This window comes from Streptomyces longhuiensis (assembly GCF_020616555.1).
GTDB lineage: Bacteria > Actinomycetota > Actinomycetes > Streptomycetales > Streptomycetaceae > Streptomyces > Streptomyces longhuiensis.
Map to the genome: position 1 here is coordinate 8,585,257 of NZ_CP085173.1, position 25,464 is coordinate 8,610,720.

The 25,464-nt window shown below is 72.4% G+C and carries 23 protein-coding genes and 1 pseudogene; 7 read left to right on the forward strand and 17 right to left on the reverse strand.

Annotated elements, in window-relative coordinates; genetic code table 11:
• The first annotated feature begins 100 nt into the window (after positions 1 to 100).
• Positions 101 to 502, forward strand: a complete 402-nt coding sequence (locus LGI35_RS39055; RefSeq protein WP_227299154.1) for a hypothetical protein — start codon at positions 101 to 103, stop codon at positions 500 to 502.
• Positions 503 to 565: 63 nt separating this feature from the next.
• On the opposite strand, the gene LGI35_RS39060 is transcribed toward LGI35_RS39055, so the two are convergent.
• Both LGI35_RS39060 and LGI35_RS39065 read right to left on the reverse strand, forming a co-directional pair.
• Entirely contained in the window at positions 566 to 1,198 is a 633-nt protein-coding gene (locus LGI35_RS39060; protein ID WP_227299155.1) for an LUD domain-containing protein, read from the reverse strand.
• A complete protein-coding gene (locus LGI35_RS39065; protein ID WP_227299156.1) occupies positions 1,195 to 1,662 on the reverse strand; it encodes a nuclear transport factor 2 family protein in 468 nt (155 codons plus the stop codon). Before LGI35_RS39065 ends, LGI35_RS39060 begins: the two co-directional genes overlap by 4 nt.
• Positions 1,663 to 1,807: 145 nt before the next feature.
• Here LGI35_RS39065 and sigJ point away from each other — a divergent pair, with 145 nt between their 5' ends.
• Positions 1,808 to 2,734 (forward strand): RNA polymerase sigma factor SigJ, encoded by a 927-nt coding sequence (sigJ, locus tag LGI35_RS39070; RefSeq protein WP_227299157.1) that lies wholly within the window; start codon positions 1,808 to 1,810, stop codon positions 2,732 to 2,734.
• 19 nt (positions 2,735 to 2,753) lie between these two features.
• On the opposite strand, the gene LGI35_RS39075 is transcribed toward sigJ, so the two are convergent.
• The 8 genes and pseudogenes from LGI35_RS39075 to LGI35_RS39110 all read right to left on the reverse strand — a co-directional run bounded on the left by LGI35_RS39075 (position 2,754) and on the right by LGI35_RS39110 (position 10,468).
• The gene (locus LGI35_RS39075) at positions 2,754 to 4,238 is read right to left on the reverse strand and encodes a sialate:H+ symport family MFS transporter (RefSeq protein WP_227299158.1); all 1,485 of its coding nucleotides are present in this window, start codon (positions 4,236 to 4,238) and stop codon (positions 2,754 to 2,756) included.
• A gap of 88 nt (positions 4,239 to 4,326) precedes the next feature.
• Complete coding sequence (locus LGI35_RS39080) at positions 4,327 to 5,019, reverse strand: N-acetylmannosamine-6-phosphate 2-epimerase (RefSeq protein ID WP_227299159.1); 693 nt, start codon at positions 5,017 to 5,019, stop codon at positions 4,327 to 4,329.
• Positions 5,020 to 5,042: 23 nt separating this feature from the next.
• On the reverse strand, positions 5,043 to 5,972 hold the full coding sequence (locus LGI35_RS39085; RefSeq protein ID WP_227299160.1) for an ROK family protein: 930 nt from the start codon (positions 5,970 to 5,972) through the stop codon (positions 5,043 to 5,045).
• Entirely contained in the window at positions 5,969 to 6,928 is a 960-nt protein-coding gene (locus tag LGI35_RS39090) for a dihydrodipicolinate synthase family protein (RefSeq protein WP_227299161.1), read from the reverse strand. The genes LGI35_RS39085 and LGI35_RS39090 overlap by 4 nt, the downstream gene beginning before the upstream one ends.
• A 146-nt stretch (positions 6,929 to 7,074) precedes the next feature.
• Positions 7,075 to 8,226: pseudogene (locus tag LGI35_RS39095) on the reverse strand (sialidase family protein); the annotation flags it as partial.
• Positions 8,227 to 8,353: 127 nt separating this feature from the next.
• The gene (locus LGI35_RS39100) at positions 8,354 to 9,076 is read right to left on the reverse strand and encodes a FadR/GntR family transcriptional regulator (protein ID WP_227299162.1); all 723 of its coding nucleotides are present in this window, start codon (positions 9,074 to 9,076) and stop codon (positions 8,354 to 8,356) included.
• A 112-nt stretch (positions 9,077 to 9,188) separates the two neighbouring features.
• Positions 9,189 to 9,614: a nuclear transport factor 2 family protein gene (locus LGI35_RS39105; RefSeq protein WP_227299163.1), complete on the reverse strand. Its 426-nt coding sequence runs from the start codon at positions 9,612 to 9,614 to the stop codon at positions 9,189 to 9,191.
• Positions 9,615 to 9,643: 29 nt separating this feature from the next.
• Positions 9,644 to 10,468 carry a slipin family protein gene (locus LGI35_RS39110; protein WP_227299164.1) on the reverse strand — a complete coding sequence of 275 codons (825 nt, stop codon included), beginning with the start codon at positions 10,466 to 10,468 and terminating at the stop codon, positions 9,644 to 9,646.
• A 421-nt stretch (positions 10,469 to 10,889) separates the two neighbouring features.
• On the opposite strand from LGI35_RS39110, the gene LGI35_RS39115 reads away from it, so the two are divergent.
• Positions 10,890 to 11,699 (forward strand): putative protein N(5)-glutamine methyltransferase, encoded by an 810-nt coding sequence (locus LGI35_RS39115; protein ID WP_227299165.1) that lies wholly within the window; start codon positions 10,890 to 10,892, stop codon positions 11,697 to 11,699.
• A 31-nt stretch (positions 11,700 to 11,730) separates the two neighbouring features.
• Here the strand turns inward: LGI35_RS39115 and LGI35_RS39120 are convergent, their stop codons facing one another.
• From LGI35_RS39120 to LGI35_RS39130, 3 genes are all read right to left on the reverse strand, one after another.
• Complete coding sequence (locus LGI35_RS39120) at positions 11,731 to 12,780, reverse strand: PHP domain-containing protein (protein ID WP_227300705.1); 1,050 nt, start codon at positions 12,778 to 12,780, stop codon at positions 11,731 to 11,733.
• Positions 12,781 to 12,909: 129 nt separating this feature from the next.
• Positions 12,910 to 14,829, reverse strand: coding sequence for a tetracycline resistance ribosomal protection protein Otr(A) (otr(A), locus tag LGI35_RS39125; RefSeq protein ID WP_227299166.1), 1,920 nt, complete (start codon positions 14,827 to 14,829; stop codon positions 12,910 to 12,912).
• 184 nt (positions 14,830 to 15,013) lie between these two features.
• The gene (locus LGI35_RS39130; protein WP_227299167.1) at positions 15,014 to 15,508 is read right to left on the reverse strand and encodes a protein phosphatase; all 495 of its coding nucleotides are present in this window, start codon (positions 15,506 to 15,508) and stop codon (positions 15,014 to 15,016) included.
• Between the two features lie 156 nt (positions 15,509 to 15,664).
• On the opposite strand from LGI35_RS39130, the gene LGI35_RS39135 reads away from it, so the two are divergent.
• Positions 15,665 to 16,693, forward strand: coding sequence for a DMT family transporter (locus LGI35_RS39135; RefSeq protein WP_227299168.1), 1,029 nt, complete (start codon positions 15,665 to 15,667; stop codon positions 16,691 to 16,693).
• Here LGI35_RS39135 and LGI35_RS39140 read toward each other — a convergent pair.
• Both LGI35_RS39140 and LGI35_RS39145 read right to left on the reverse strand, forming a co-directional pair.
• Positions 16,650 to 17,087: an SPW repeat protein gene (locus LGI35_RS39140; protein ID WP_227299169.1), complete on the reverse strand. Its 438-nt coding sequence runs from the start codon at positions 17,085 to 17,087 to the stop codon at positions 16,650 to 16,652. The two genes, LGI35_RS39135 and LGI35_RS39140, sit on opposite strands and share 44 nt — an antisense overlap.
• 77 nt (positions 17,088 to 17,164) lie before the next feature.
• Positions 17,165 to 18,346: a dihydrofolate reductase family protein gene (locus LGI35_RS39145; RefSeq protein ID WP_227299170.1), complete on the reverse strand. Its 1,182-nt coding sequence runs from the start codon at positions 18,344 to 18,346 to the stop codon at positions 17,165 to 17,167.
• 155 nt (positions 18,347 to 18,501) lie between these two features.
• Between LGI35_RS39145 and LGI35_RS39150 the strand changes: the two genes are divergently transcribed.
• The gene (locus LGI35_RS39150) at positions 18,502 to 18,840 is read left to right on the forward strand and encodes an ArsR/SmtB family transcription factor (RefSeq protein WP_227299171.1); all 339 of its coding nucleotides are present in this window, start codon (positions 18,502 to 18,504) and stop codon (positions 18,838 to 18,840) included.
• Positions 18,841 to 18,845: 5 nt separating this feature from the next.
• Positions 18,846 to 19,388: an SRPBCC family protein gene (locus tag LGI35_RS39155; RefSeq protein ID WP_227299172.1), complete on the forward strand. Its 543-nt coding sequence runs from the start codon at positions 18,846 to 18,848 to the stop codon at positions 19,386 to 19,388.
• An 85-nt stretch (positions 19,389 to 19,473) separates the two neighbouring features.
• Here the strand turns inward: LGI35_RS39155 and LGI35_RS39160 are convergent, their stop codons facing one another.
• Complete coding sequence (locus LGI35_RS39160) at positions 19,474 to 20,118, reverse strand: PAS domain-containing protein (RefSeq protein ID WP_227299173.1); 645 nt, start codon at positions 20,116 to 20,118, stop codon at positions 19,474 to 19,476.
• Between the two features lie 210 nt (positions 20,119 to 20,328).
• Here LGI35_RS39160 and LGI35_RS39165 point away from each other — a divergent pair, with 210 nt between their 5' ends.
• Positions 20,329 to 23,502 carry a cytochrome P450 gene (locus tag LGI35_RS39165; RefSeq protein ID WP_227299174.1) on the forward strand — a complete coding sequence of 1,058 codons (3,174 nt, stop codon included), beginning with the start codon at positions 20,329 to 20,331 and terminating at the stop codon, positions 23,500 to 23,502.
• A 78-nt stretch (positions 23,503 to 23,580) separates the two neighbouring features.
• Here LGI35_RS39165 and asnB read toward each other — a convergent pair whose 3' ends face one another.
• The gene (asnB, locus tag LGI35_RS39170; protein ID WP_227299175.1) at positions 23,581 to 25,422 is read right to left on the reverse strand and encodes an asparagine synthase (glutamine-hydrolyzing); all 1,842 of its coding nucleotides are present in this window, start codon (positions 25,420 to 25,422) and stop codon (positions 23,581 to 23,583) included.
• Between the last annotated feature and the right edge of the window lie 42 nt (positions 25,423 to 25,464).

Here is a 25,464-nt window from a genome sequence, read left to right on the forward strand (position 1 = left end):
ACGGTGAACGGGCGCCCCGTCCCCCGCAGTTGATCTACGTATGGCATTCTCCTCCCGAGCGTCGGTGGGCACCGGTCCGCCGGCAAGGGGAGGGGACATCATGAAGACCCGAAGCACCGTGATCAGAGCACTCGCCACCGGAGCCTGCGCGATCGGTCTCGTGGCCGGCCTGCAGGGCCAGGCCTGGGCCGGAACGGTCACCATCTACGCGCCCAGCGGCGCCGGCAACGCCACGTGGAACGCCGACCCGGACGGCTCAACCCCCGGCGACGCGATCCGCGCGTGCGACACCAAGTCGGACGGCTGGGGCATCGAGACCGCGCTCGACTACAACTACGACGGCATCATGGACCGGCGCGTCGACACGCGCGGCCACACCGCCGGTTACTGCAGCCCGTGGAAGGGCGGCGACCTCAAGGAGGGCCGGACCGTCCGCATGTACGTCACTCCGGTCAGCGGATCCAGCTACGGCCCCTCGACGTACATCGACGTCACGGCCTGACACCCACACGCGCCCCGAGTCTCCCCCGGCGTCAGCCGGGGGAGACTCGGTCGAGCGTGCGGTTCAGAACCCGATCGCCTCGCGGAGCAGCAGGACGATTCCCTGGCCGGTGAGGGGTTGCGCGTTGAGGACCAGGAGCTGGTTGACGGAACTGGGCTGTCCGTACACCTCCAGGGCGCGGACGTTCTCGAGCGGGAGGGCGTGTTCCTCGAGGCGGCGCATTGCGGTGTCCAGGTCGGGCACCACCTTCTGAGCCCCGACGATCCAGATCGAGCGCCCGGCGCCGCCGGCGTACGCGGGCAACTGGCTTCCGCTGGCCGAGGCCACCACGAGGGAGCCGGTCTCGGTGAGCGCGGCGACGCTGCCCACGACGACGTCGGGGACGGCGATGAGGCGCCGGATGTCGTCCGCCTCGGTGGCCCGGTCCATGGTCACCGCGCAGGGCTTGACGGCCGCCGGGTACTGGCCGCTGGTGTTGATGTCGTCGTCGATGCCGGACAGCCGCAGCGTCTCGCTGGCCACGGTGAACACACTGGCGTCGTCCGGGACAAGCTCCTGGACCCGGGTCCGCGCGGCGGCGGCGTCATCGAGGATCTCGACGGTGAAGCGATGCGCCGCCAGCGCGGCGGCCGCCCGCTCCAAGCGGTCCGCCGACGCCGGGTCGGTGAACTGTGTGGCGGGAGTCGAGACGGTCATCGTGCCTCCTGGGTCGTGTGGGGGTCTCCGGTCGGCGCCGAGCCCGTCAGCGGGGTGGTGTCGAGGTACCTGATCTCGTAGACCCGCTCGGAGAACTTCCAGCCTTCGTCGGTGCGGCGGTAACGGTCGTGGTAGATGGCGTAGTTGAGGCCCTGGAAACCGTTCTGCAGGCGCGCGATCTCCTGCATGTAGGCGCGGCCGGTCGCGGTGTCTCCGTCGATCCGGATCACGCCCGGATGCGTGTTCTGCACGAAGTAGTCCCACTGGGCCTGGAGCCGCTCGCCCCCGGTGCGGATCTCCTCCCGGCCGGTCATCTCGATGGAACCGGCGGGCATCCGCAGCACGCCGTCCTCGGTGAACAGGGACGCGAGGCGGGCGCGGTCCCGCATCATCGCCGCGTCGGTGAACTCACCGCGCAACGCTTCGATCTCCACGCGGTCGGCAATCGCTTGAAAGTCGGTCATCGGCTTCCTCCGTTCCGTATGCCTGTTACGACAACGCAGCCCTCCGGAATGTGAGGCGACGGGAACGACGTCACATTCCGAAGGGCCGGCCCGTCAAAGAGATGGAGGGCATGTACGAGGCCGAGGCAAGGGAGTGCACGACACCATGGCCAACCGATCCGAGACGGCACACGGCCATCCGCCCGATCCGGGCCTGGACGCGATCATGAGCGAGCGGCGCAGGCTGACCGATCTGGCGTACCGGCTCCTCGGCTCGCTGGCCGACGCCGAGGACGTCGTACAGGAGACGTACGTCCGCTGGTACGGCATGGACCGGCCGCAACGGGATGCCATCGAATCCCCCGGCGCCTGGCTGACGACGGTCGCGAGCCGTATCTGCCTCAATCTGCTCGGCTCCGCCCGCGCGCGCAGGGAGCGGTACGTGGGCGAGTGGATCCCCGAGCCGCTTCCCGAGCGCCGGGAGTGGACCGACGGCGTCGCGGCGGACCCGGCGGACCGGATCACCCTCGACGAGTCGGTCGACATGGCCTTCCTCGTCGTACTGGAATCCATGACACCGGCCGAACGCGTCGCCTTCATCCTTCACGACGTCTTCCGTTACGCGTTCGCCGAGGTGGCCGAGATCGTCGGCCGCACACCGGCGGCCTGCCGCCAACTGGCCTCCTCGGCCCGCCGCCGCATCCGCGACGCGCAGGCACCCGTCGGGCCGACGACCGCCCAGGCCGTCATCGTCCGGCAGTTCAAACAGGCCTGGGCGGCGAAGGACGTGAGCGCCCTCGTCGGCCTCCTCGACCCGGACGCCACCGTGATCGCCGACGGCGGGGGCCTGGTCGGCGCCCTGCGGCGGCCGATCACGGGTCGCGAACGGGTCGCTCACGCCTATCTCAACGTCGCCCGCCTCGCGCCCGACCTGACGCTCCTGGAGCGCACGGTCAACGGCCGGCCCGGCCTGGTCGCCCAGCAGGACGGTGTCACCGTCACCGTGTTCGCGTTCCGCGTCGCCGGCGACCGGATCACCCACATCTGGGCCGTACGCAACCCGGAGAAACTGCGCCCCTGGACAGAGGGCTGACGGTGGCGGGACCCGGGTGTCAGCCGGACGCCGCGGGGACCGCATCGGAGGACGCCGACGACGCGCTCTCCGGTGTCCCTTCCGCGAGGTGGTCGACGGTGCCGTCCGGGTCGGTGAGGCGGTTCAGGCGTCCCGGTACGTCGAAGCCGACCAGCAGGACCACGATCACCGTCCCCGCGAAGGTCAGCACGGCCAGGGCGCGCCCCAGGTCCATGCCCGCGGCGAGATGCGCGCCGAGGACCGGCGCGACGGCCCCGCCGAGCGCACCCACGTTGTAGGTGAACCCCAGCGCGGCGGCGCGGTTCTCGGTGGGGAAGTGGCCGCCGATGTACCGGGGCAGCAGCCCCGAGATGCCGAAGCTCGTCGCCTGGAGCACGAAGAGCAGGGCGCCGAGCAGGAGAAGGTTGTCGCGCACCGCGAACACCGGGAAGACGAAGACCAGCGAGGCGAGCAGCGTCAGCGCGTACGCCTTCTTCGTGCCCATCCAGTCCCCGGCGAAGCCCGCGAGCCAGCAGCCCGCCATCGTGCCGAAGCCCGCGAAGTACAGCGCGTCGGTGACCTGTTCCGGCGAGTAGCCCAGCTCGGTCTTGAGGTACGTCGGCAGCAGTGCCTGGATCGGCCACGAATAGAGGAACGCGGAGAAGATCGTCACGATCATCGACACGTAGAGCAGCCAGCTCCTGCGCCCGCCCAGCTGCACGGCGAACGCGATGAGCGCGGCCGCGGCCACGACGGACAGCACGGGCACGAGCCCGTCGCCGGCGGGCGTGAAGACGGCGAACAGCGAGACGGTGGCGGCCACGGCGAGGACGACGTTCACCGTCGCCCTGGCGGGGGTCGCGAACAGCGGACGGAACGGGTTCGGCCGCTCCTTCTCGGCCTGCTTGCCGACCGACTCGTTCCAGTCCGCCGCCTCCGGCAGCGCCCGACGCATCCACAGGGCGACGGCGATCGGGAGGAGGCCCACGTAGAACATCCAGCGCCAGCCCAGCGTGGGAACGACCCAGTTGTAGACCTGCGCGGCGAGCACCGAGCCCATCGAGAAGCCCGAGATCAGGAAGCCGCTGGCCCGGTTGCGCACGCGTGTGGGCCAGCTCTCCATGACGTACGTGGCGCTGGCGCTGTACTCGCCGGCCATGCCCATCCCGATCGCGAGACGCGCCACGAACAGGCTCGTGTAGTCCCAGGCGAAGCCGCACGCGAAGGTGCCCAGGGAGTACAGCAGGATGCTGAGGACCATCGAGAGCTTGCGGCCGTACCGGTCGCCGAGCGCGCCCAGGACCGCCCCGCCGAGCCAGCGTGTGATGAACGCGCCGGAGATCAGACTCGCGGCCTGCACGGTGCTCAGGCCGAAGTCCGCGCTGATCTCGGTCAGCACGAGGGTGATCAGGACGAAGTCGAACCCGTCGAGGACGTAGCCGATCCAGGCGGCGAAGAACGCCTTCCACTGGGTGCGGCTCACCTCGCGGTACCAGGGGAGCGGTGGCTTGGCTGTGGTGTGCACGATTACTCCAGGATGCCGGAAGGACTCGCCGTCGAGTCCCGTCTGCGGTGTGGGGTGCGGTACGACCTGAGTGGGGGGTGAGCGGGAACTACTTGTGGGGGAGCGCGGTCACGAAACGTGAGGTCAGCGCGGTGGGTGCGGTGATCGCGGTGCCGACGACGACGCTGTGCGCACCCCGCGCGAGCGCCAGCGTGGCCTCTTCGGGGGTGCTGATACGGCCTTCGGCGACGACCGGGACGGCCAGCGCGGCGGAGAGCGCGGCCACCAGATCGAGGTCGGGGCCGTCCTGGCGCGGGGAGCCGGGAACGTAGCCGGACAGCGTCGTCGACACGAGGTCCGCGCCGGCGGCGGCCGCGGCGACGCCCTCGTCGAGGGTCGCCACATCGGCCATCACCAGGGCCCCGGCGGTGTGCACCGCCGCCACGATGTCGGCGAACGTGCCGCCGTCGGGCCGGGGGCGCGCCGTGGCGTCGGCGGCGACGACGTCGGCGCCCGCCTCGGCGACGGCCAGCGCGTGCCGGACGGTCGGCGTGATGTAGACGCCGGTGTCCCCGTCCTTCCACAGTCCGATGAGCGGGAGGTCGACGGCGGCGGAGATCGCGGCCACGACCTCGGGTTCGTTCGCCCGGATCCCGGCTGCCCCGCCGGCCGCGGCGGCCCGGGCCAGCCGTACGAGGGTGCCGGTGTCGCGCATGGGATCTCCGGGCGGCGCCTGACAGGAGACGATCAGCCTGCCGCGGAGCAGGCCGGCGACGGGGGACGTGGGCGCGGGGTCGTTCATCGAGGGCTCCAGGGAGGGGAGGTTCAGGACGGGGGCGGCGCGTGCAGCGGGACTTGGGTGGGCAGGCGCGCGGCGCCGATGACGGCGGCGTCGGCCCCGAAGAGGGGCCTTGAGGGCCGTAGCCGGGCCAGGGGAGGCATGAGCTCGGCGGCGAACGCCTCGGTCAGCGCGTCCCAGTAGAGCGACCCGATGTGCGGCACTCCGCCGCCGACGACGACCCGGTCGGGCCCGAGCGTGTTGGCGAGACCGCCCAGGACCCGGCCCGCGGCGACCGCGCCGGTCACGATGGCGCGCACGGCCGGCTCCTCCCCCGACGCGGCCCGCTCGGCGACGGTCTCCAGACGGTCCACGGGCCGGCCCGTGAGCCGCCCGTACAGCGCGGCGATCCCCGGTCCCGAGGCGACGGCCTCCAGATGCCCCGTGCCGCCGCAGGTGCAGGGCAGCCCCGCCGCTTCGGGACTCGGCACATGGCCGAGATGACCGGCGATGCCGGCGGTTCCGGGCACCATGCGCCCGCCCACGGCCACCGCGCCTCCGACACCCGTGCCGATCGCCGCGTAGACGAGGGACGCCCCCGCGCCGGCGGCGGCCAGTTCGGGGGCCGCCGCCGCGCGTACGTCGTTGTCGCACGCGACCGGGAGGCCCGTACGGGCCGCGAGACCGGCGGCCAGTGCCGTCCCTGCCCAGCCGCGGATCGAGTCCGTGGCGCTGGTGACGGTGCCCGTCACCGGGTCGATCACCCCGGCCGCGGCGACCCCGAGGACACCGGGGCCGCTGCCGCCGTCGACCGAACGGGCCGCGGCGGCGAGCGCGTCGAGCACGGCGTCGGGCCCCTCGGAGGCGGGCGTGGCCCGCGTGTGCCGGGCGAGGACCGTGCCGTCCGGGGCGACGAGCGCGGCGGCGATCTTCGTGCCTCCGAGGTCGAGGCCGATCGCCGGACCCGTGACCGTCATCGGACCGGCGCGAGCCCGGCGGCCCGCAGGTGCCGCGCGACCTCGGCGACGGACTCCTCACCGAGCTGGATCTGCGGGAACGCCGTGTCGCCGCACTCGACGACCCCGAGGAGGCGCAGCGCCGCCTTGAACGAGCCGAGCGCGGACGAGCTGCGCCCCATGTCGGCCTCGGGGCCCACGTCGACCATGCCGAACAGCGCCACGAGACGCTCCTGCTCCTTGGCGGCGAGCGCCCAGTCACCGGCCAGCGCGGCGTCGTAGAGGCGCACGTATCCGGCGGGGTCGACGTTGCCGATGCCGGGTACGACGCCGTCCGCGCCCGCCAACAGGGCGCAGTCCACGGTGAGTTCGGATCCGGTCAGGACGGAGAAGTGCGGGGCGGGCCCGTCCGTGCGGCCGTCGCGGCCGCCGAGCTCGACGAGCACACGGCGCAGGCCGCCCTCGTCGCCGCTGCTGTCCTTGAGACCGGCGAGCGTGCCGTCCTCGGCGAGCTCCCGCACCAGCGACGCCGGGAGCTTGCTGTGGACGGCGACCGGGATGTCGTACGCGAACAGCGGCAGGTCCACACTCGCGCGCAGGGTGCGGAAGTGGCCCGCGATCTCCTTGGGATGGGTGCGGGTGTAGAAGGGCGCGGTGGCGACCAAGGCGTCGGCGCCGAGATCGGCGGCCACGCGCGCGTGGGCGACGACACGCGCGGTCGTCGTGTCGATGACACCGGCGAGCACGGGGACCCGGCCGGCCGCCGCCTCCACGACGGTCCGCAGGGTGACGGCACGCTGCTCGTCGGTCAGGTACGCGACCTCGCTGGTCGAGCCGAGGGCGAACAGTCCGTGCACGCCGCCCGCGACGAGGTGCTCGACGAGACGGGCGAGGGACGCGGTGTCCACCTCACCCGTCGCGTCGAGGGGGGTGCAGACGGGCGGGACGACCCCGCGCAGGGGTGCGGTCAGGGGCATGGCGGCGCTCCGGGTTCTCTTCGGTTCAGAGGGGGTAGGGCGTCAGACATAAGACGTCCTACGTCCTGGCGTCACCTTAAGTCGCACCCTGCGGGGGCGGTCAAGGGGTGGAGGTCACATTCCCGCGACGGTCACTGTCGGCGCCCGCATCCGCCGCCCAGCCACTTCAGGTCGAACGAGGCGTACGTCATGTACTGGTAGTCGCCGCGCTCGTACAGCAGGCCCACGCGCCCGTCCGGCAGCCGGGTCAGGGTGGAGTAGGCGGCCGCCCCGGGGTCGACGACCTTCTTCACGGGCCACGTCCTGCCGCTGTCGCAGGACATCTTGACGGTGAGGTTGCGACGGGCCCCGGTGTCCTCGGTGTTGCTGAACAGGAGCCACTTCGAGCGGGGGTCGCCCGGCGGCGCGTCGGGGGCGTACCGGATGACCGACGCGTTGTTCGCCGGGTCCGGCAGTTGCGGGTCGGGCGTGAACGGCGTGTAGGTTGCGCCACCGTCCGTGGAGTACGCGACGGTCCGGTACGGCGCCGAACGGTTGTTGAGCATGACCGTCCCGTCGGACAGCTCCACCGTCTTGTTCTCGTCGCCGCCCGGGCCGACCGGCTCACCCATCTTCCAGGTCGTGCCGTGGTCGTCGCTGTACGCGCTCGCCGCGTAGTTCGCGCCGTCGATCCTGATCGCGTACTGCTGGAGGAGGCGCCCCTTGTGCGGGCCGTGCCGCAGCTGGATGCCCTCACCGGACGCGGCGAACAGGCCGCCCCACGCGGGGTTCTTGACCATCGACGTGATGCGGCGGTGGCGCCAGGTCACCCCGTCGTCGTCCGAGTAGCTGTAGTCGGCGTGCAGGATGTCGGGATCGTCGTCGCTGTTGCCGGTGTGCGATCCGGCGAAGCCCTGGTTCACCGAGGCGGCGTGGAAGAGGAAGATCCGGCCCGTGGCGCGGTCGGTGAGCAGGCTCGGGTCGCCGAACCCCTGCGGGGCGGCCTCGCTCCGCACGACCCGCTGCGCCCGCCAGGTGGCGCCGCCGTCCGTGCTGCGCCGTACCACGAGGGCGATATGGCTGGGCAGGTCGGCCATGGTGGGCCGGCCGTCGTAGGCCGCTATGAGCGTGCCCTTCGTGGACGTGGTCAGGGCCGGTATCCGGTACTGCGGGAATCCGTCTCCCCGGGTGGCGAGGTCCTGGGAGGTCAACTCGCCCCGGCGGTCCGGATGTCGGTCACCGTGGGCGAGGGCGGGCGTCCCCGATCCCAGGGCGAGAAGTCCGGCGGACACCAGCGCGACGAGCATTCTTCGATGCATGGACGGCTCTCATCTCTGCGGAGGTTCCTGCGGGCGCAGCCGACGTCATATGTCCGTACGAAAAAGAGGACAGCAGACGTCAGATGTCCTGTTCGTCGACGGACCCTAGGGGCGCCGCAGAAGGCCGTCAAGAGCGCGTGCGGGCCTCGGAGATGCGCCGCCGGACCGGTGCGTAGTGCTCACCGATCGCCTGGACGAACGCCGCCGCGTCGCCCGCGCGGGCCGCCGTCACGATGCTGTGGTGCGCGGCGACGGTCTCCGCCTGCTCGGTGTGCGTGAAGCCGTCGATCTGCGGGGCCACGATGGAATACACATCCCAGAACGCCATCGAGAGCTGGCCCATGAGGTCATTGCCGAGCGGCGCGACGAGCAGGGCGTGGAACGCGCGGTCGGCCTCGATGAGCCCCTGGCCGTCACTGCCGACGCCGGCGTCGCTCATCCGGGTCACCAGGCGTTCCAACGCGTCGAGTTGATCGCCGCTGAGCGACGCGACGATCCGCTCGGCCATGCCGCGCTCGAACAGCTCGCGCACGTCGACGAGGTCGGCGAGCACCTGCACGTCGTCGTCGGGGCTCAGCAGCCCCCGGAACGTCAGGCTCTCGACAAGGGCGGACAGGCTCAGGTGTCCCACGTACGTACCGTGGCCGTGCCTGACCTCGACGATGTCGAGCGCGTGCAGGATCTTGACCGCCTCGCGGACGCTGGACCGGCTCGCGCCGAGCGCCTCGCACAGCTCCGTCTCCGTGGGCAGCGGATCGCCGGGGTGCAGCCGGTTCTCGAGGATGTACCGCTTGATGCCGTCGGCGACTTCCTGCCGGAGCAGTGGCCGGACCGGCCTGGTACCGGGCATGAGCGGTCTCCCCACCTCTGGACGCACCTGGACCCGCAGCCGGGGCCGTTTCTACGCTACCAAGGCATCGGACATCAGATGTCCCCGGTCGGACAGAGGGGGAACGCGCCCCTCAAGGCGTGAGGCCGCCCTCTTCTCCGAGGAACAGTCCGCCCTCGGGTTCGTGCCGGCCGCCGCTCTGATGCCAGTAGTCCCGCGTCTCGACGGCGAGCCCGTCACCACGGAACCGTACGAACACACAGCCCGCCAGCGTCGAGACCCCGCCGCCCTTCTCCGCCACCACCCGGAACTCGGCCACGGCCAGTTTGCCCGGTCCGACCACCGGCGGTCCGAACCGCACGTCGAGCGGGCGCTCGTCCTCGAACGACCGGTGCAGATAGTCGGCGAGCGCCGCTCGCCCCCGGTGCGGCTCCCGGAACGGCATCGAGCGGTGCACGCAGTCCTGCGCGTAGAGGGCGAGGAGCGCCGGGACGTCGTGGTGCGCCCATCCCCGCTCCCAGGTCTCGACGAACCGCCGTGCCGCGTCAGCTGTGTCCATGACGGTGCGAACGCGCTTGCGTGGCGCCGTCATTCCTCGGGGCTCGCCGGCTTCTCGTGTTCGCCTTCCTCGACGGCGGGCGGTGGGGGAGCGGGCTGCTGGGCCCGTTCGAGGAAGCGCAGGAGCTCCACCGGGAAGGGCAGCACGAGGGTCGAGTTCTTCTCGGCGGCGACGGCCACCACGGTCTGCAGGAGCCGGAGTTGGAGCGCCGCGGGCTGTTCGGACATCTGGGCCGCCGCCTCGGCGAGCTTCTTGGAGGCCTGGAGTTCGGCGTCGGCGTTGATGACGCGGGCGCGCCGCTCGCGGTCGGCCTCGGCCTGCCGGGCCATGGACCGCTTCATGGTCTCGGGCAGCGACACGTCCTTGATCTCGACGCGGTCGATCTGCACGCCCCAGCCGATGGCCGGGCTGTCGATCATCAGCTCGAGACCCTGGTTGAGCTTTTCGCGGTTGGACAGCAGATCGTCGAGGTCGCTCTTGCCGATGATGGACCGCAGTGAGGTCTGAGCCATCTGGGAGACGGCGAACCGGTAGTCCTCGACCTGCACGATCGCGCTGGCGGCGTCGACGACCTTGAAGTAGATGACGGCGTCGACCCGCACCGTGACGTTGTCGCGGGTGATCCCGTCCTGCGCGGGCACCGGCATGGTCACTATCTGCATGTTGACCTTGTGCAGCCGGTCGATGCCGGGGACGACGGTGGTGAAGCCCGGCCCGCGGACGGCGCCGTGCAGCCGGCCCAGCCGGAAGACCACGCCCCGCTCGTACTGCTTGACGACACGGGCCGCCGCGGCGGCGTAGACAGCGCAGACCGAAGCGGTCGCGGCCGCGACCGTGAGCAGTTCCGCCAGCATGGCGACCCCCTGTCTTTCGAGTCGTCCAGCTCGATGTGCGGAGGCCGGCTCGGGGTACGGGAGCCGGCGTGGTGTGCGTAGGCAGGCTGGTGTGCCTAATCAACGATATGCCCGAAATGTTGGATAAGGCGAGGAGTGGTGGGCGGTCACACGGAGTGACCGATTCCGCCTCGTGGCGCACAGGGAACGGGGACTCCGGCGACCGGTCGGCAACCCGCCGGCGGTCCCAACTCCCGGCCGGGCCACGGCGACGGCTGGGGTAGTGTTACCGCTCCCAGCAGCGCTTCGGCCGAGGAGGTGAGCCCCATTACCGCTGTGTCAGGTCGGGTGCTCCCTTCACAGACCCCCGCGGTCCACCGAACGTAGGTGGCCGCGAGTCGTCGGGAGCCCCATCGGCATCCCGAAAGGTCACGCTTCATACATGTCGGTTCACCCGTCACCCCCGTCACACCACTCCGCCGTCGTCGCCCGACTGCGAGCAGCGGGCTGCGTCTTCGCCGAGGAAGAGGCGGACATCCTCCTGTCGACGGCCCGTACACCGGACGAACTCGCCGCGATGGTCGAGCGCCGCGTGGAGGGCCTGCCCCTCGAACACGTCGTCGGCTGGGCGGAGTTCTGCGGTCTGCGCATCACGCTCGAACCCGGTGTCTTCGTACCGCGGCGCCGCACCGAGTTCCTCGCCCGCCAGGCGGCCGCCCTCGCACCCGCCGGGGCCGTCGTGCTCGATCTGTGCTGCGGCAGCGGGGCCGTCGCCGCCGCGCTCGCCACCCACGCCGACCCCGCCGAACTCCACGCGGCCGATCTGGACCCGGCCGCCGTGCGCTGCGCCCACCGGAACGTCTCGCGTTTCGGCGGCGAGGTCCACGAGGGCGACCTGTACGGGCCCCTGCCCGCGGCGCTCAGGGGCCGCGTCGACATCCTGGCCGCCAACGGCCCGTACGTCCCCACCGGCGACGTCGCCCTGCTCCCGCCCGAGGCCCGCGACCACGAGCGGCGCATGGCCCTCGACGGAGGCGTCGACGGGCTCGACATCATGCGCCGCGTCGCGGCCGGGGCCCCTCAGTGGCTCGCCCCGGGCGGACATCTCTTCGTGGAGACCAGCGAACAGCAGGCCGCCGAGGCCGTCGCGGCGGTCACCCGCAGCGGTCTGTCGGCCCGGGTGGTGACGGACGACGACCTCTACGCGACCGTGGTCATCGGCACGAAGCGCCGTGCGGCGGGGGACGGGTAGCGAGCCCACCTCCGCGGGACACGCCTCGTGCCTACCCCGCCCGGCCGGGTACCCGGCGCGTCCGTGTCCACTCGAGGAGTTCGCCGGCCGGCCACGTGTTCACCACGCGGTCGGCCGGTACCTCGCACTCCTCGGCGCGGGCGCAGCCGAGAGGCTGCCAGTCGAGCTGCCCCGGTGCGTGCGCGTCCGTGTCGACGGAGAACAGCGTGCCCGCCGCCACCGCCTCGCGCAGCAGCCGACGCGGTGGGTCGAGGCGTTCGGGGCGGCTGTTGATCTCGACGGCGGTGCCCGACTCCGCGCACGCCGCGAACACGGCAGCCGCGTCGAACTGCGACTCGGGGCGGCCCCGCCCCACCTTGTTCCTTCCCGTCACGAGCCGTCCCGTGCAGTGGCCGAGCACGTCGGCGAGCGGGTTCGTCACCGCGGCCACCATCCGGCGCGTCATCGCCGGAGCGTCCATGCGCAGCTTGGAGTGGACCGACACGACGACCACGTCGAGCTGGTCGAGGAGTTCGGGCTCCTGGTCCAGGGACCCGTCGGCGAGGATGTCGCACTCGATGCCGGTGAGCAGCCGGAAGGGCGCCCAGCGCTCGTTCAACTCCGCCACTACGGCCAGCTGTTCACGTAACCGCTCCGGCGACAGGCCACGCGCCACCGTCAGGCGCGGAGAGTGGTCGGTCAGCACCGCCCACTCGTGCCCGAGGGCGATCGCCGCGCGGCCCATCTCCTCGACGGTGCTGCCGCCGTCCGACCAGTCGGAGTGCAGATGACAGTCGCCGCGCAGCAGCGCGCGCAGCCGCTCGCCGCCCTCGGCGAGCGGCGCCGCCGCGCCCTCGTTCTCCAGGCGCTCCAGATAGTCAGGCACCTCGCCCGCCAGTGCCTCCCGCACCACCTGCGCCGTCTTGGGCCCGACCCCCTTGAGCGATTCGAGCGTCCCGGCCGCGGCGCGCTCGGCCACCTCCCCGTCCGGCAGCGCGCCGAGCACCTGGGCGGCGGTACGGAAGGCTCCGGCCCGGTACGGGGGCGCGAGCGTGCGCTCCAGGAGGAAGGCGACCCGCTCCAGCGCCTCGACGGGTTGCATCGCCATGGCCTTCCCCACCTCCCGCTCCCGCGTCGCGTCCCGCTTCCCTCCAGCGTGGCTCACCCCCGCGTGCGCCGCGACACGCGGGAGTCCCGGGGCGCGGGGGCGCGGCGCGGGCAGAACCGCCGCCTACGCCGCATGTTCCGGCGTACGGACGAGTCGGTCGCCGGACACCCGGGACCACCACACGCCCTCCCCGCGCGTCAGCCCCGGCAGCGCGAGCTCGGCCTCCCGGACCTTGCGGGCCGGAAGTGTGCCCGTGACCACCCAGGACGTGGCGCCGCCTGTCGTGTCACCGAACTCGGCCTCCGCGGCGGAGAGCCGAGCGGTCACAGCGGCGAGCTTGTCCAGCGGGATCTCCGCCTCGAACGCGTGCACCGGCTCGTGCACCGTCGTCCCCGCCCGCCCCAGAGCACGACGCAGGACGAGACGCGTCAGCCCCCGGAAGTCCCCGGCGACACTGATCGGCGAGCAGAACCCGGAGCGGACGAGCGTGACCCGGCAGTCCGTCACGGGCCACCCGCTCGGGCCCTCGCCGAGCGTCGCGTGCACCGTGTCCTCGACGGCCAGGTGGAACGCGCGGGGCAGCGCGCCCAGCTCCGTCTCGTACGCGAAGACCCGCCCGGATCCCCGTGGTCCCGGCTCCACGCGCAGCCCGACCGTCGCGCAGAATCCCGTCGCGCGGCTGTTCGTGATGTCCTCGTACACCTCGACGGTGCCCGCGGGTCGCTCGACGCAGCGGATGCGGCTCGGCTCGAAGACGGCCTCGATGCCGTAGTCCTGGACGAGGGTCGCGGCCAGGACCTCCTTCTGCACCTCCCCGTAGAGCAGCAGGGCCGTGCTTCCGTCGGGCGCGGCCTCCGCGTGGATGAGCGGATCCTGCCCCGCGATGTCGAGGAGCGCGCTCCGCAGAGCCGCCGAGAGGCCGGGGCGCACGGCCCGTACCAGGGTCTCCAGCGTGGGCGGCGCGAAACCCGGCGCCCGGCCGGGGCCGTCGCGCGGGCCGAGCCGGTCGCCGACCCGGACGTCCGGCACGCCCCGCAGCTCACCGATGTTCCCGGCCGTGAGGGTGTGGGTCGTTCGCCCCACCACGTCGAGTCCGGTGGCTCGTCCGGGGATCTGGGTGACAGAGCCGTCGGACGAGTCCCGCAGGAACGTCATTCGCTGACGTTCCGTCATCTCTCCGTCGTACAGGCGGAGATAGGCCACTCGCTCGCCCGCCGGGCCGCGTCGTACCGCGAAAACGGTGCCACGCGGTGCTGCCTCCCGGTCTGGTGCGACCGGAGGGGGCGGGATCAACCGGGGGATTTCCTCGACGAGTTGGGCGACTCCCTGGCCACCGAGGGCCGAGCCGAACAGGACGGGGTGAACGGAGCCGTCCGCGGTGCGGGCCGCCAGGGCGCGGCGCAGGTCGGCGGCGGTCGGTTCGGGGCCGTCGACGAGGCCTGCGAGCACCGAGTCGTCGACCTCGGCGAGCGCTTCCGCGACAGCGGCCCGTACGGCCGGGTCGGCGAGGCGCCGCGGTTGCGTCCGGGCGTGCGGGGTGCCCGCGTCGTGGACTTCCGTGAGCGGCACGATGTGCGGGGTCAGACGGCGGCGGACCTCGTCGAGCAGCGCCTCGTCCCGCGCGCCCGCCCGGTCGATCTTGTTGACGAAAACGAGTGTGGGCAGCCGCAGCCGGCGCAGCGTCTTCAGGAGGACACGCGTCTGGGCCTGGACGCCCTCCACGGCGGACAGCAGGAGCACGGCGCCGTCGAGGACTTCGAGGGCGCGCTCGACCTCGGCGATGAAGTCGGAGTGCCCAGGAGTGTCGATCAGGTTGATCTGGACGTCGCCGACGGTGAACGCGGCGACGGCCGAGCGGATCGTGATGCCGCGCTGCCGCTCGATCTCGCCCGTGTCGGTACGGGTGTCGCCCGCGTCGACGCTGCCGAGGCGGGTGATCGTGCCGGTGTCGAAGAGAAGGCGCTCGGTGAGGCTGGTCTTACCGGCGTCGACGTGGGCGAGAATGCCGATGTTCAGGGTGTGCCGCGGGGGCTGGGCATGCATGGAAGGTCGAGTCCTCGAAAGAGTTCGTCCGGTCAGGGCGCTGAACTGCTTCGAAGGAATGACGCATTCCGTGCTCCAGGGCTGTCGGGGGCGTGGCCCGACCATGATGCGGGGCGACAGCTGGGCCTGCGCAACTCATTTTCCGGCGTCCGGCGTCCGGCGCTCCCGGTTCCGGCAAGGGGTGTCAGCCCGAGAACTGCCGTACGTACCGCTTCTGCCAGGGCGTCTCCACCGCGTGCGCGTCGTAGTTCCCGCGCACGAACTGCACGGCGCGGTCGGCCGGAACGCCGTCCAGGACGGCCAGGCAGGCCAGCGCCGTCCCGGTGCGCCCGCGGCCGCCACCGCACGCGAACTCGACCCGCTCCCCGGCGGCCCGCTCCCACGCGTCCGTGAACACCTCCCGGGCCTCCGCACGGTTGCTCGGCAGCCAGAAGTCGGGCCACCGCAGCCATCGTGACTCCCATGCCACTTCGGGCGGCCGCCGGCCGAGGAGATGGACCGCGTACGAGGGCGAGGGGCCCGGCGGGAGCGGGCGGCGCAGGCCGCGCCCGCGAACCGTCCGTCCGGAGGGCAGAAGCAGCACGCCGGCGGCGCCCACCTCCCAGCGACCTCCGGCGCCCGCTTCCCACGGACCCCCGCCGCCCGTCCCGGACGCCGATCCGGATTCGAACTCGTTCATCCGCACTCCACCCCATCCGCGACCGCTCGGTCTCCACCATGTCCAGGGCGAGCCATCGTCTCCCGAAACCCAATGATTTTCCCGTGACTTGGATGCCGGCGGTGACAGACTCGACGGACGCGTGACCACGACTCGGAGGAGAGGATGCGCGAGGGCGTGACCAACAAGAGGCGTCTCCCGGCGGCCGGGCGCGCGCTCGTGCCACTGCTCGCGACGGTACTCGTCGCACTGCTCGCCGGGACCTGGCTCATGTCCGGCGCCCTCGTGCAGGCCGCCGGGCCCCCGACGGTCGCCACGGGGCGCACCGCTGTGTGCTGCGCCGTCCTCACCGCCTTCGCGGCCGCCCGTTCCTCGGGGCGCGCGCAACTGCGTCAAGTATCCCAACGCCCGTGGCTGGTCTGCTTGTTGGCCCTGCTCGGCTTCGCCGGATACGCGGCGGGCACGCTCTTCGCCATCCCGCGCGTCGGCACCTCCCTCACGAATCTCGTCGTCGCCCTCATGCCGTGCGCGGGCGTCGCGATCGGCGCGCTCTGGTTCGGCGAGCGCGCGAGCGCGCGCTCCGTGCTCGGCGCCCTCCTCGCGACGGCGGCGACGGGCGCCTACGCGGCACTCGGCGGTCAGGGCACCCTCGACGCAGCGGGGCTGCTCCTGGCGCTCGCGGGGATGCTCGGGTTCGCGGTGTACGGGTTCCTCTACCGGCGCACCCTCGCCGGACTGCCACCGCTGGCCGTACTGCCGGTGCTCCTCGCCGCCGCCACCGTCATGCTGCTGCCCCTCACCCTGCCGGGGCTCCTCGCGCATCCCCCGTCGCCGGCGCAGTGGGCGGGGATCACGCTGCTCGGGGGCGCCGTGTACGCCCCCGCCTACCTGGTGCAGCACCGGCTGATCCTGCTCAAGGGGCCCGTCTTCACCGCCGCCGTCCAGCTCGCCGTGCCGTTCACGGTGCGGATCGGCGACTGGGCGCTGGGCACGGCGGGTGCTCCGGGGGTCACCGAGGCCGCGCTGCTCGCCGCCGCGTGCGCGGGCATCGCCCTTGTCACGCTGGAGCGTCGACGGCCCGGGAGCGGTGTGAGCGCTCCCGGGCCGTCAGTGACTCCCGATTCCGTTGGATCTGCCGACTCTTCTGGGGCGGTGGTGCCTACTACGTTGCCCGATTGCTCTTCATCGACAGGCTCGCGCACATGAGCCCGAGCAGGACGATGAGACCACCGATGATCACGTTGTTGAGGATGACTCCCAGGTCTGGGCTGGAGCCCACGACCCACGGCGCGATGATCATCCAGGCGCCCATGGCGCACATGGCCCAGCTGAGGCCGTACATACGGGCCGGGGTGACGGCGAACCCGACGGCCAGGACTCCGATCGCGATACCCATGATCAGGTTATGGGTCGCGAGCTGCGGCTGGGTGGCGCTGTAGTGGACCACCCAGGGGGAGATGGCGCAGTAGAGACCGATCAGGAAGACCGGTGCGTCCATGAGCGCCACATCGCGGCCACCGAGTACGCGCGCGTACCGGTCCCGCATTTCCGAGACATCAGGGTGACTGGAGAGGTCAGTCCTGTGGTGAACGTCGGCCATGAGAATCGACTCCTTAGGTTTCGAAGCCTGACCGCGCAGCGCGGCGGGCTGCCACGCACCTCTCATTCTGCGCTTATTTAATCCTTATGTGTACCTGTGGTGGGAATGAGGTGCCGATTGGGGCGAATCGCCGCCTCGGCGAGGTCTGGAATCTCCGCGACGGTCACGCCCGCGCCCTCCAGGATTCCGATGCCGTCGGCGCCCGCCACGAAGGTGTCGGGCTCCCGCCAGGCCGTCACCACGCGCCGCGCGCCCGCGTCGAGGATGAGCCGGGCGCAGGGCTTGGGCCGTGACGCGCGGCGGGCGCACGGTTCGAGGCTGCTGTAGACGGTGGCGGTACGCAGCCGGGGGTCCGCCGGATCGATCTTGGCGAGCGCCGCCTCCTCGGCGTGCACGACCGGATCGCCGCCCTCCCGGGAGTGACCGCGTGCCAGCTCCGTGCCGTCACTCGAGACGATCACCGCGCCGACGCTGAACGCCGTTTCGGAGGGCGGGCAGTCCGCGGCGAGGGCGCAGGCGAGGGCGAGCCAGTGCCGGTCGGCCGCGGTGGGGGAGTCGTCGGTGCCGGGCGCGCAGGGCGCGTACCGCATCAGCACCACGTCGCCGACGGGGCGGGTCTCCAGGAGCCGCATCCGGTGCCGGCTGCCGCCGGGGTACGCGCCGGAGCCGAAGAGCCGGGGCGCGTCCGGTTCGCCCACGACGAGCGGCGCCAGGGCCAGCTGCACCTCGTCGGCCAGGCCGCGCTGGAGCAGTTGGGTGTGGACCCGGGCGCCCCCCTCCACCATCAGGCGCCGCACGCCGTGGGCCGAGGCCAGGTCGTCGAGCACTCTCGCCCAGTCGACGGTGTCCCCGAGGGCGACGACCTCGGCGAGCGCGCCGAGCCGCTCCCTTGCGAGGACCGCCCCGGCGTCGGTGGTGTACACGACCTTGCCGCCGCCCGTCGTCCAGAACGGGTCCCCCGCGTCCAGGTCGCCCGATGCGGTCACCGCCACCTTCAGCGGATACGCGGGCAGCCCGGCGGCCACCCGGTCGGCGCGCCGCTGCGCCGACTTGACCAGGAGCCGTGGCCGGTCGGCCCGCAGGGTGCCCGCCCCCACGAGGATCGCGTCGCACGACGCACGCACCGCGTCGACCCGGTCGAAGTCCTCGGCGTTGGACAGGAGCAGGCGCTCGGGTCCCGCGTCGTCCAGGCAGCCGTCGAGGGAGACGGCGGCCGACAGCAGGACGTACGGGCGGGACGGGCGGGACGGCTGGGACATGGCGGCTCCGGGTCCGGGGGGCGCGAGCTGTGCTGCTTCAACCTTCGAACACTATCCGGGAGCTGCCACGGCCGACGGGGGCCGTCGCCGCAGGCAGCGGCTGCCCGAGCTTGCATGCCTTGACTGGCATATAACCGGCGAGGCATATTGAGGTCATGCCCGCCTCCGCCGTCTGGACCGCACTCGCCGACCCGCACCGCCGCGCCATCGTCGCGCTGCTGCTCGAGCGTCCGCGGCCGGTCGGTGAGATCGTCGAGGCGTGCGGCCTGAGCCAGCCCAGCACCTCGAAGCACCTGCGGGTGCTGCGCGAGGCGGGCCTGGTCGACGTCGAACAGGAAGCCCAGCGCCGTGTCTACCGGCTCCGCCCCGGGCCGGTCGCCGAGCTCGACGCCTGGCTCGAGCCCTACCGGCGCCTGTGGAACGACCGCCTCGACGCACTCGGGCGCCGCCTCGACGCCCACGCCCCCGAGGACGACGAACCAGCGAAGGACTGAAGGCCATGACCACCCCGCACCCCGGCCCCGCCGGCAGCTACGCCCCGCTCGACGACGGCCGCCCCGCCGTCCGCTTCACCCGCACGTACGACCACGCGATCGAGCGGGTCTGGCGATACGTCACCGACCCCGCCGAACTCGCGCACTGGTTCCCTTCCCAGGTCGAGATCGAGCTGCGCGAGGGCGGCGTGATCCGTTTCCACGGCGACCCGAACATGCCGGAGTCGACCGGCCGCGTCCTCGCCGTGGACGCGCCGCGCCACCTCTCGTTCAGCTGGGGCGGCGACGAACTCCGCTTCGACCTGGAGGCGCTCGACGAGGGGCACACCCGCTTCACCCTGACCAATGTCCTGGAGGCCGCCGACACCGCGGCCCGTAACGCCGCGGGCTGGGAGGTCTGCCTCGACGCCCTGGACGCGGCCGACCGCGGCGAGAGCTTCGACGGCCCGCACGCGGGGACGCTCGCCCCGTGGAAGGTCCGCTACGACGCGTACGTCGAGGCCGGATTGCCTTCGGGCGCGCCGGTCCCGGGCATGGACGAGGCGTAAGCCCGTCCCTTACGGAGCGCCGTCAGCCGTCAGCCGTCAGCCGTCAGCCGTCAGCCGTCAGCCGTCAGCCGTCAGCCGTCAGCCGTCAGCCGTCCGGTGCCGCGGCGCGCGGCGGCCACACCCCGGGCGTCAGGACGCCCGACGCGTAGGCGCGCGCGACCAGTTCCGTACGGTTCGTCGCGCCCCACCGCCGGGACAGGCGCCGCAGGTGGTAGTTGACGCCGTCCGTGGTGAGGCCCGTATCTCGGGCCGCCTGCGCCGTGGTGGCGCCGGCGGCGAGCAGTTCGAGGATGCGCGACTCGGCCGCGCCTGCCGTCGCCCGCGGCCGGTCGGGCGCGGCCGGGCGCTCGCCGACGACCCGCAGCATGACGAGCAGATCCGGCGTCCGGTCGACGGTGTCGCTGACCGGATCCACCGTCAGCTCGCCCTCCCGAAGGGCTCCGTCGGGCGTGTCCCAGGTGACCGAGACCTGATAGCGGGAGCGCCGCCGCAGACGCAGCGCCTCGGCGATCCGGTGGAGCTGCGACTCGTCCCCCGGGCGGAACAGATGCAGGATGTCCCGGCCCTTCAGGCGGCCGGGGGTGGTGTCGCACTCGGCGGCCATCGCCGCGTTCGCCAGCATGATCGTCCCGCGTGGTCCGCACACCGCGACGGGCATCGGGATCCGGTCGAAGAGCAGCATCGCGCGATTGCGCCACAGCACCCCGTCCATCACGTACCCCTTTCGCATGTCACGTCCGGTCCCGGGTCGCGGCCGGTCCTACGGCAGGGCCGGGCCGGCGCCACACCGGTCCCTTTGCACGTCCGCCGGGCGAGCGCAAGCGCGGCGCGCCGCAGGTCACTACACAATCATGTAGGGCGGCGGCCCGGCCCGGCGGGGCCACGGGACCAAGCTGGACAGGCACCGAACTCCGTACCGCGAAAGGCAGTTGCCGCCCCCATGCCCGACTCCGCGCTGCTCCCGCCGGCCCCCACCGACGGCCTTCCGCTCATCGACATCTCCGCCACGGGTCCCGGACCCGCGCCCCTCCAGCAGGCCATGGAGCTGTCCCGCCGCCACGGCTCCGCGCTGGTGCGCAGGCTGCACGGCCGCGACGCCCTCTTCGTCAGCGACCTCGACCTCGTCACCGAGCTCGCCGACGAGACCCGCTTCGCCAAGCACGTGGGCCCCGCGCTGGAGAACGTCCGCGCCTTCACCGCCGACGGCCTCTTCACCGCCTACAACGACGAACCGAACTGGGCCCGCGCCCACGACATCCTCATGCCCGCCTTCGCCCTGGGCTCCATGCGGACCTACCACCCCGTCATGTACCAGGTGTCCCGCCGCCTCATCGAGTCCTGGGACCGCGCCGCGCACTCGGGCAGCCCCGTGGACGTGCCGGGCGACATGACGCGCATGACCCTCGACACCATCGGACTCGCGGGCTTCGGCTACGACTTCGGGTCCTTCGAGGGCTCCGAGCCGCACCCCTTCGTGGAGGCCATGGTCCGCTGCCTCGAATGGTCGATGAAGCGCCTCGCCCGCACGCCCGGCTCCGACCACTCGGCAGCCGACGCCGCGTTCAAGGCCGACGCGGACTATCTGGCGCAGGTGGTCGACGAGGTCATCGCGGCGCGCGCCGACGCCCCCGAAGGCGACGACCTGCTCGGCCTGATGCTCACAGCCCGCCACCCCGACGGCTCCGCGCTCGACACGGCGAACATCCGCAACCAGGTCATCACCTTCCTCATCGCGGGCCACGAGACGACCTCGGGCGCGATGTCCTTCGCCCTGTACTACCTGGCCAAGCACCCGGCCGTGCTCGACCTCGTACGCCGTGAGGCCGACGCCCTGTTCGGGGACGCGGCCGACCCCGAGCCCACCTTCGAGGAGGTCGGCCGGCTCACGTACACCCGGCAGGTACTGAACGAGGCGCTCCGCCTGTGGCCGACCGCGGCCGCGTTCAGCCGCCACGCGCGCGAGGACACGCTCCTCGGCGGACGCATCCCGCTGCGTGCCGGGCAGCCGGTCACCGTCCTCGCGCCGATGCTGCACCGGCAGCCGGTGTGGGGCGACAACCCGGAACTGTTCGACCCCTCCCGGTTCACGCCCGAGGCGGAGGCCGCGCGCTCGCCGCACGCCTTCAAGCCGTTCGGCACCGGTGAACGCGCCTGCATCGGGCGGCAGTTCGCGCTTCACGAGGCGACGATGCTGCTCGCCCTGCTGGTGCACCGTTACCGGCTCGTCGACCACGCCGACTACGACCTCACGGTCAAGGAGACGCTGACGCTCAAGCCCGAGGGCTTCACCCTCACGCTCGTCCCGCGCACCTCCGCCGACCGCAACCACCCGGCCCTGCCCGGACACGCGCCCGTCGAGGAGCGGACGGCCGCACCGGACACGCTGCCCGCGCGGGTGCGGCCCGGCACCGGGGTCCTGTTCCTGCACGGCAGCAACTACGGGACCTGCCGCGACCTCGCCGAGCAGCTCGCCGACGACGTCGCCGCCCTGGGCTGCGACACGGCCGTCGCGCCCCTCGACACCCATGCGGGAGCGCTGCCCACCGACCGTCCCGTCGTCGTGGTCGCGGCCTCCTACAACGGCCGCCCCACCGACGACGCGGCCGAGTTCGCCACCTGGCTCGACGGCGCGCCGGACGGCGCCGCGAACGACGTCTCCTACGCGGTCCTCGGCGTGGGCGACCGCAATTGGGCCGCTACCTACCAGCACGTCCCGACCCGCATCGACGATCGGCTCGGCGCGCTCGGCGGCACCCGCCTGTGCGAGCGTGCCGCGGCCGACGCCTCCGGCGACCTCAACGCGACGGTGCGTACGTTCACGACCGGACTGCGTGCCGCGCTCCTCACGCAGTACGGGGACCCCGACGCCGCCCCCGCCCCCGCCGGCGCCGCGGAGCCCGAGGACGTGTACGAGATCCGGGAGATCGGCGGCGGGCCGCTCGACGCCGCGGCCGTCCGGCACGGGCTCGTGCCGTTCACCGTCACCGAGGCGAGCTCTCTCACCGCGCCCGACCACCCGCGCACCAAGCGCTTCGTGCGTCTCGCGCTGCCCGAGGGTGTCACGTACCGCACGGGGGACCATCTGACCGTGCTGCCCGCGCAGGATCCCGCGCTCGTGGAACGGGCGGCCGCCGCTTTCGGAGTCGGCCTGGACACGGTCCTCGACATCAGGGCCCGCCGCCCGCGCCGCGACGGGCTCGCGCTCGACCGGCCGGTGACGGTCCGCGAACTCCTCACCTGCCACGTCGAGTTGGGGCAGATCCCCACCCCGGCGCAGGTGGCGCTGCTCGCCGAGATCAACCCCTGCCCTCCCGAGAAGGCCGCGCTGGGGGCCCTCGCCGACGACCCGCGCACGCTCGTCGAACTCGTGGAGGACCACCCCGCGCTGCGCGGCGCGCTGACCTGGCCGCAGCTCCTCGACCTGCTGCCGCCGCTGAAGCCCCGGCACTACTCGATCTCGTCGAGCGCCGAGCGGAGCCCCACGCACGCCGACCTCATGGTGTCCGTCCTCGACGCCCCGGCCCGCTCGGGCCGCGGCCGGTTCCGCGGCACCGGATCGACGTACCTGGCCGGGCTCCGGCCCGGTGACACGGTGCTCGCCCGCGTCCAGCCGTGCCGCGAGGTCTTCCGCGTCCCCAACGACTCGGAGACCCCGGTTGTCATGATCGCCGCGGGGACGGGCCTCGCACCGTTCCGCGGCGCCATCGCCGACCGCGGTGCCCTGCTCGCCGCCGGCGCCCCGCTCGCACCCGCCCTGTGCTACTTCGGCTGCGACCACCCCAGTGGTGACTTCCTGCACGCCGACGAACTGCGCGCCGCCGAGGCCGCGGGTGCCGTCTCTCTGCGCCCCGTCTTCAGCGAGGCACCCGAGGCGGGCCACGCCTTCGTCCAGCACCGGGTGGCCGCCGAGGCCGACGAACTGTGGGCGCTGCTCGGGTCCGGGGCGCGCGTCTACGTCTGCGGTGACGGGGCCCGGATGGCGCCCGGTGTCCGCGACGCGTTCCGCGCTCTGTTCCGGGACCGCACGCCGGGAGCCGACGACGCCGATGCGGAGCGCTGGCTGGCCGGTCTGATCGCGGACGGACTGTACGTGGAGGACGTCTACGCGGGCTGAGGACTCCGCGCACCTGGCGCCGCGCCCCGGCGGCAGCGTACGGCTGTCGCCGGGGCGCTGCCGCCGGACGGACCGGGTTCAGGAAAGGGCCAGCTCCGGGTTGTACAGGTCGAGCCAGAGCGCGAGGTCCAGTGTGCGTTCGAGCCCGCGCCGGGACGCCTGCGTGATCTGCGGTACGTCACGGTGCGCGGCCCGCGTCACCCGCTCCCGGTCGACCAGGTCGAACACCCGGTGCGAGGGCCGGGCGAGCAGATCCTTCGCGTGGTTCTGGAGCGCGACGGCGTACTTCGGGTCCTGCGTCGACGGATACGGGCTCTTCACCCGGTCGTACACCGACTTCGGCAGCACATCCGCGGTCGCCTCGCGCAGCAGGCTCTTCTCCCGGCCGTCGAACGACTTCAGCGACCAGGGCGTGTTGTACACGTACTCGACGAGGCGGTGGTCGCAGAACGGGACCCGCACCTCCAGACCGACGGCCATGCTCGCGCGGTCCTTGCGGTCGAGCAGGACCCGCACGAACCGGGTCAGGTGCAGATGGCACATCCTGCGCATCCGGTACTCGAAGTCGCTCTCGCCGTCCAGGCGTTGGATACCCCGCACGGCACCGGCGTAGCTGTTGCGGACGTATCCGTCCAGGTCGAGGGCGCCGGTCAGGTCGCCGCGCAGGACGTCGGAGTCGTCGCCGAAGTGCTGGGACATGCGCACCAGCCACGGGAACGTGTCGGCATTGCGCGCCTCCTCGTCGAAGAACTGGAGGTAGCCGCCGAACACCTCGTCGGCGGACTCGCCCGACAGGGCGACCGTCGAGTGCTCCCTGATCGCCCGGAACAGCAGATAGAGCGACGCGTCCATGTCGCCGAAGCCCGCGGGGATGTCACGGGCCCGGATCACCCGGGCCCGGACCTCCGGGTCGGCCAGCTCGTTCGAGTCGAGGACGATGTCGCGGTGGTCGGTGCCGGCGGCCTTCGCCACGTCGTGCACGTACGGGGTGTCGGGCGTGCCGCGCATCTCGTCGGCGACGAAGTTCTCCGTCTGGCCGACGAAGTCCACGGCGAAGCTGCGTACGGTCTCGCCCTGTTCGCCGAGCTGCCGCGCGGCGATCGCCGTCATGGCGGAGGAGTCGAGGCCGCCGGACAGCAGCGTGCAGCGCGGGACGTCGGAGACGAGCTGGCGCCGCACGATGTCGTCGAGGAGCGAGCGTACGGTCGCGATCGACGTGTCGCGGTCGTCGGTGTGCGCGCGGGTCTCCAGCGTCCAGTACGCCCGCTGCCGCAGTCCACCGCGGTCGACGGTCACGACGGTGCCCGGCTCCACCTCGTGCATCCCGTCCCAGACCGCGTGACCCGGTGTCTTCACGATGGTGAAGAGCTCCCGCAGGCCGTCGAGCGTCACCCGCGACTTCGCGAGCGGATTGGCGAGGATCGCCTTGGGCTCGGACCCGAACAGGACGCCGTCCGGAGTCTCGTAGAAATAGAAGGGCTTGATGCCCATGCGGTCCCTGATCATCACGAGCTTGTTCTCGCGGCCGTCCCAGACGGCGAACGCGTACATGCCGTTGAGGCGCTCGGCCAGCGCCTCGCCCCACTCCAGGTAGCCGCGCAGCACGACCTCGGTGTCGGAGTCCGTGGTGAACCTGTGGCCGCGTCCGGTCAGTTCGCTGCGGAGTTCCGTGTAGTTGTACGTCTCGCCGGAGTACACGAGCGCGACGGTGCCGCGCGGTGTCTCGGCGGTCATCGGCTGACGCCCGCCCGGCAGGTCGATGATCGCGAGCCTGCGGTGGCCGAGCGCCGCGGGCCCCTCCGTCCACGTGCCGCGGTCGTCCGGACCACGGCACTCCATCGTCTGCGTCATCGCATCCAATGTGTCGGACGAAGCGCGAAGGTCGCGATCGAAGGAGACCCAGCCGGTGATGCCACACATACGTTCCTCCTGCATGCCGTTCCGGCGCCGAATCAGTTGTAT

Excerpts from the sequence above, each read along its gene's own strand:
- LGI35_RS39065 (WP_227299156.1), bottom strand. The coding sequence starts at position 1,662 with ATGACCGACTTTCAAGCGATTGCCGACCGCGTGGAGATCGAAGCGTTG.
- LGI35_RS39110 (WP_227299164.1), bottom strand. The coding sequence starts at position 10,468 with ATGCTGGCGGAACTGCTCACGGTCGCGGCCGCGACCGCTTCGGTCTGC.
- LGI35_RS39090 (WP_227299161.1), bottom strand. The coding sequence starts at position 6,928 with ATGCCCCTGACCGCACCCCTGCGCGGGGTCGTCCCGCCCGTCTGCACC.
- asnB (WP_227299175.1), bottom strand. The coding sequence starts at position 25,422 with ATGTGTGGCATCACCGGCTGGGTCTCCTTCGATCGCGACCTTCGCGCT.
- LGI35_RS39165 (WP_227299174.1), top strand. The coding sequence starts at position 20,329 with ATGCCCGACTCCGCGCTGCTCCCGCCGGCCCCCACCGACGGCCTTCCG.
- LGI35_RS39080 (WP_227299159.1), bottom strand. The coding sequence starts at position 5,019 with ATGAACGACCCCGCGCCCACGTCCCCCGTCGCCGGCCTGCTCCGCGGC.
- LGI35_RS39100 (WP_227299162.1), bottom strand. The coding sequence starts at position 9,076 with ATGCCCGGTACCAGGCCGGTCCGGCCACTGCTCCGGCAGGAAGTCGCC.
- LGI35_RS39115 (WP_227299165.1), top strand. The coding sequence starts at position 10,890 with ATGTCGGTTCACCCGTCACCCCCGTCACACCACTCCGCCGTCGTCGCC.
- LGI35_RS39145 (WP_227299170.1), bottom strand. The coding sequence starts at position 18,346 with ATGTCCCAGCCGTCCCGCCCGTCCCGCCCGTACGTCCTGCTGTCGGCC.
- LGI35_RS39085 (WP_227299160.1), bottom strand. The coding sequence starts at position 5,972 with ATGACGGTCACGGGTCCGGCGATCGGCCTCGACCTCGGAGGCACGAAG.
- LGI35_RS39160 (WP_227299173.1), bottom strand. The coding sequence starts at position 20,118 with ATGCGAAAGGGGTACGTGATGGACGGGGTGCTGTGGCGCAATCGCGCG.
- LGI35_RS39060 (WP_227299155.1), bottom strand. The coding sequence starts at position 1,198 with ATGACCGTCTCGACTCCCGCCACACAGTTCACCGACCCGGCGTCGGCG.
- LGI35_RS39155 (WP_227299172.1), top strand. The coding sequence starts at position 18,846 with ATGACCACCCCGCACCCCGGCCCCGCCGGCAGCTACGCCCCGCTCGAC.
- LGI35_RS39120 (WP_227300705.1), bottom strand. The coding sequence starts at position 12,780 with ATGCAACCCGTCGAGGCGCTGGAGCGGGTCGCCTTCCTCCTGGAGCGC.
- LGI35_RS39130 (WP_227299167.1), bottom strand. The coding sequence starts at position 15,508 with ATGAACGAGTTCGAATCCGGATCGGCGTCCGGGACGGGCGGCGGGGGT.
- LGI35_RS39150 (WP_227299171.1), top strand. The coding sequence starts at position 18,502 with ATGCCCGCCTCCGCCGTCTGGACCGCACTCGCCGACCCGCACCGCCGC.
- LGI35_RS39105 (WP_227299163.1), bottom strand. The coding sequence starts at position 9,614 with ATGGACACAGCTGACGCGGCACGGCGGTTCGTCGAGACCTGGGAGCGG.
- LGI35_RS39140 (WP_227299169.1), bottom strand. The coding sequence starts at position 17,087 with ATGGCCGACGTTCACCACAGGACTGACCTCTCCAGTCACCCTGATGTC.
- LGI35_RS39055 (WP_227299154.1), top strand. The coding sequence starts at position 101 with ATGAAGACCCGAAGCACCGTGATCAGAGCACTCGCCACCGGAGCCTGC.
- sigJ (WP_227299157.1), top strand. The coding sequence starts at position 1,808 with ATGGCCAACCGATCCGAGACGGCACACGGCCATCCGCCCGATCCGGGC.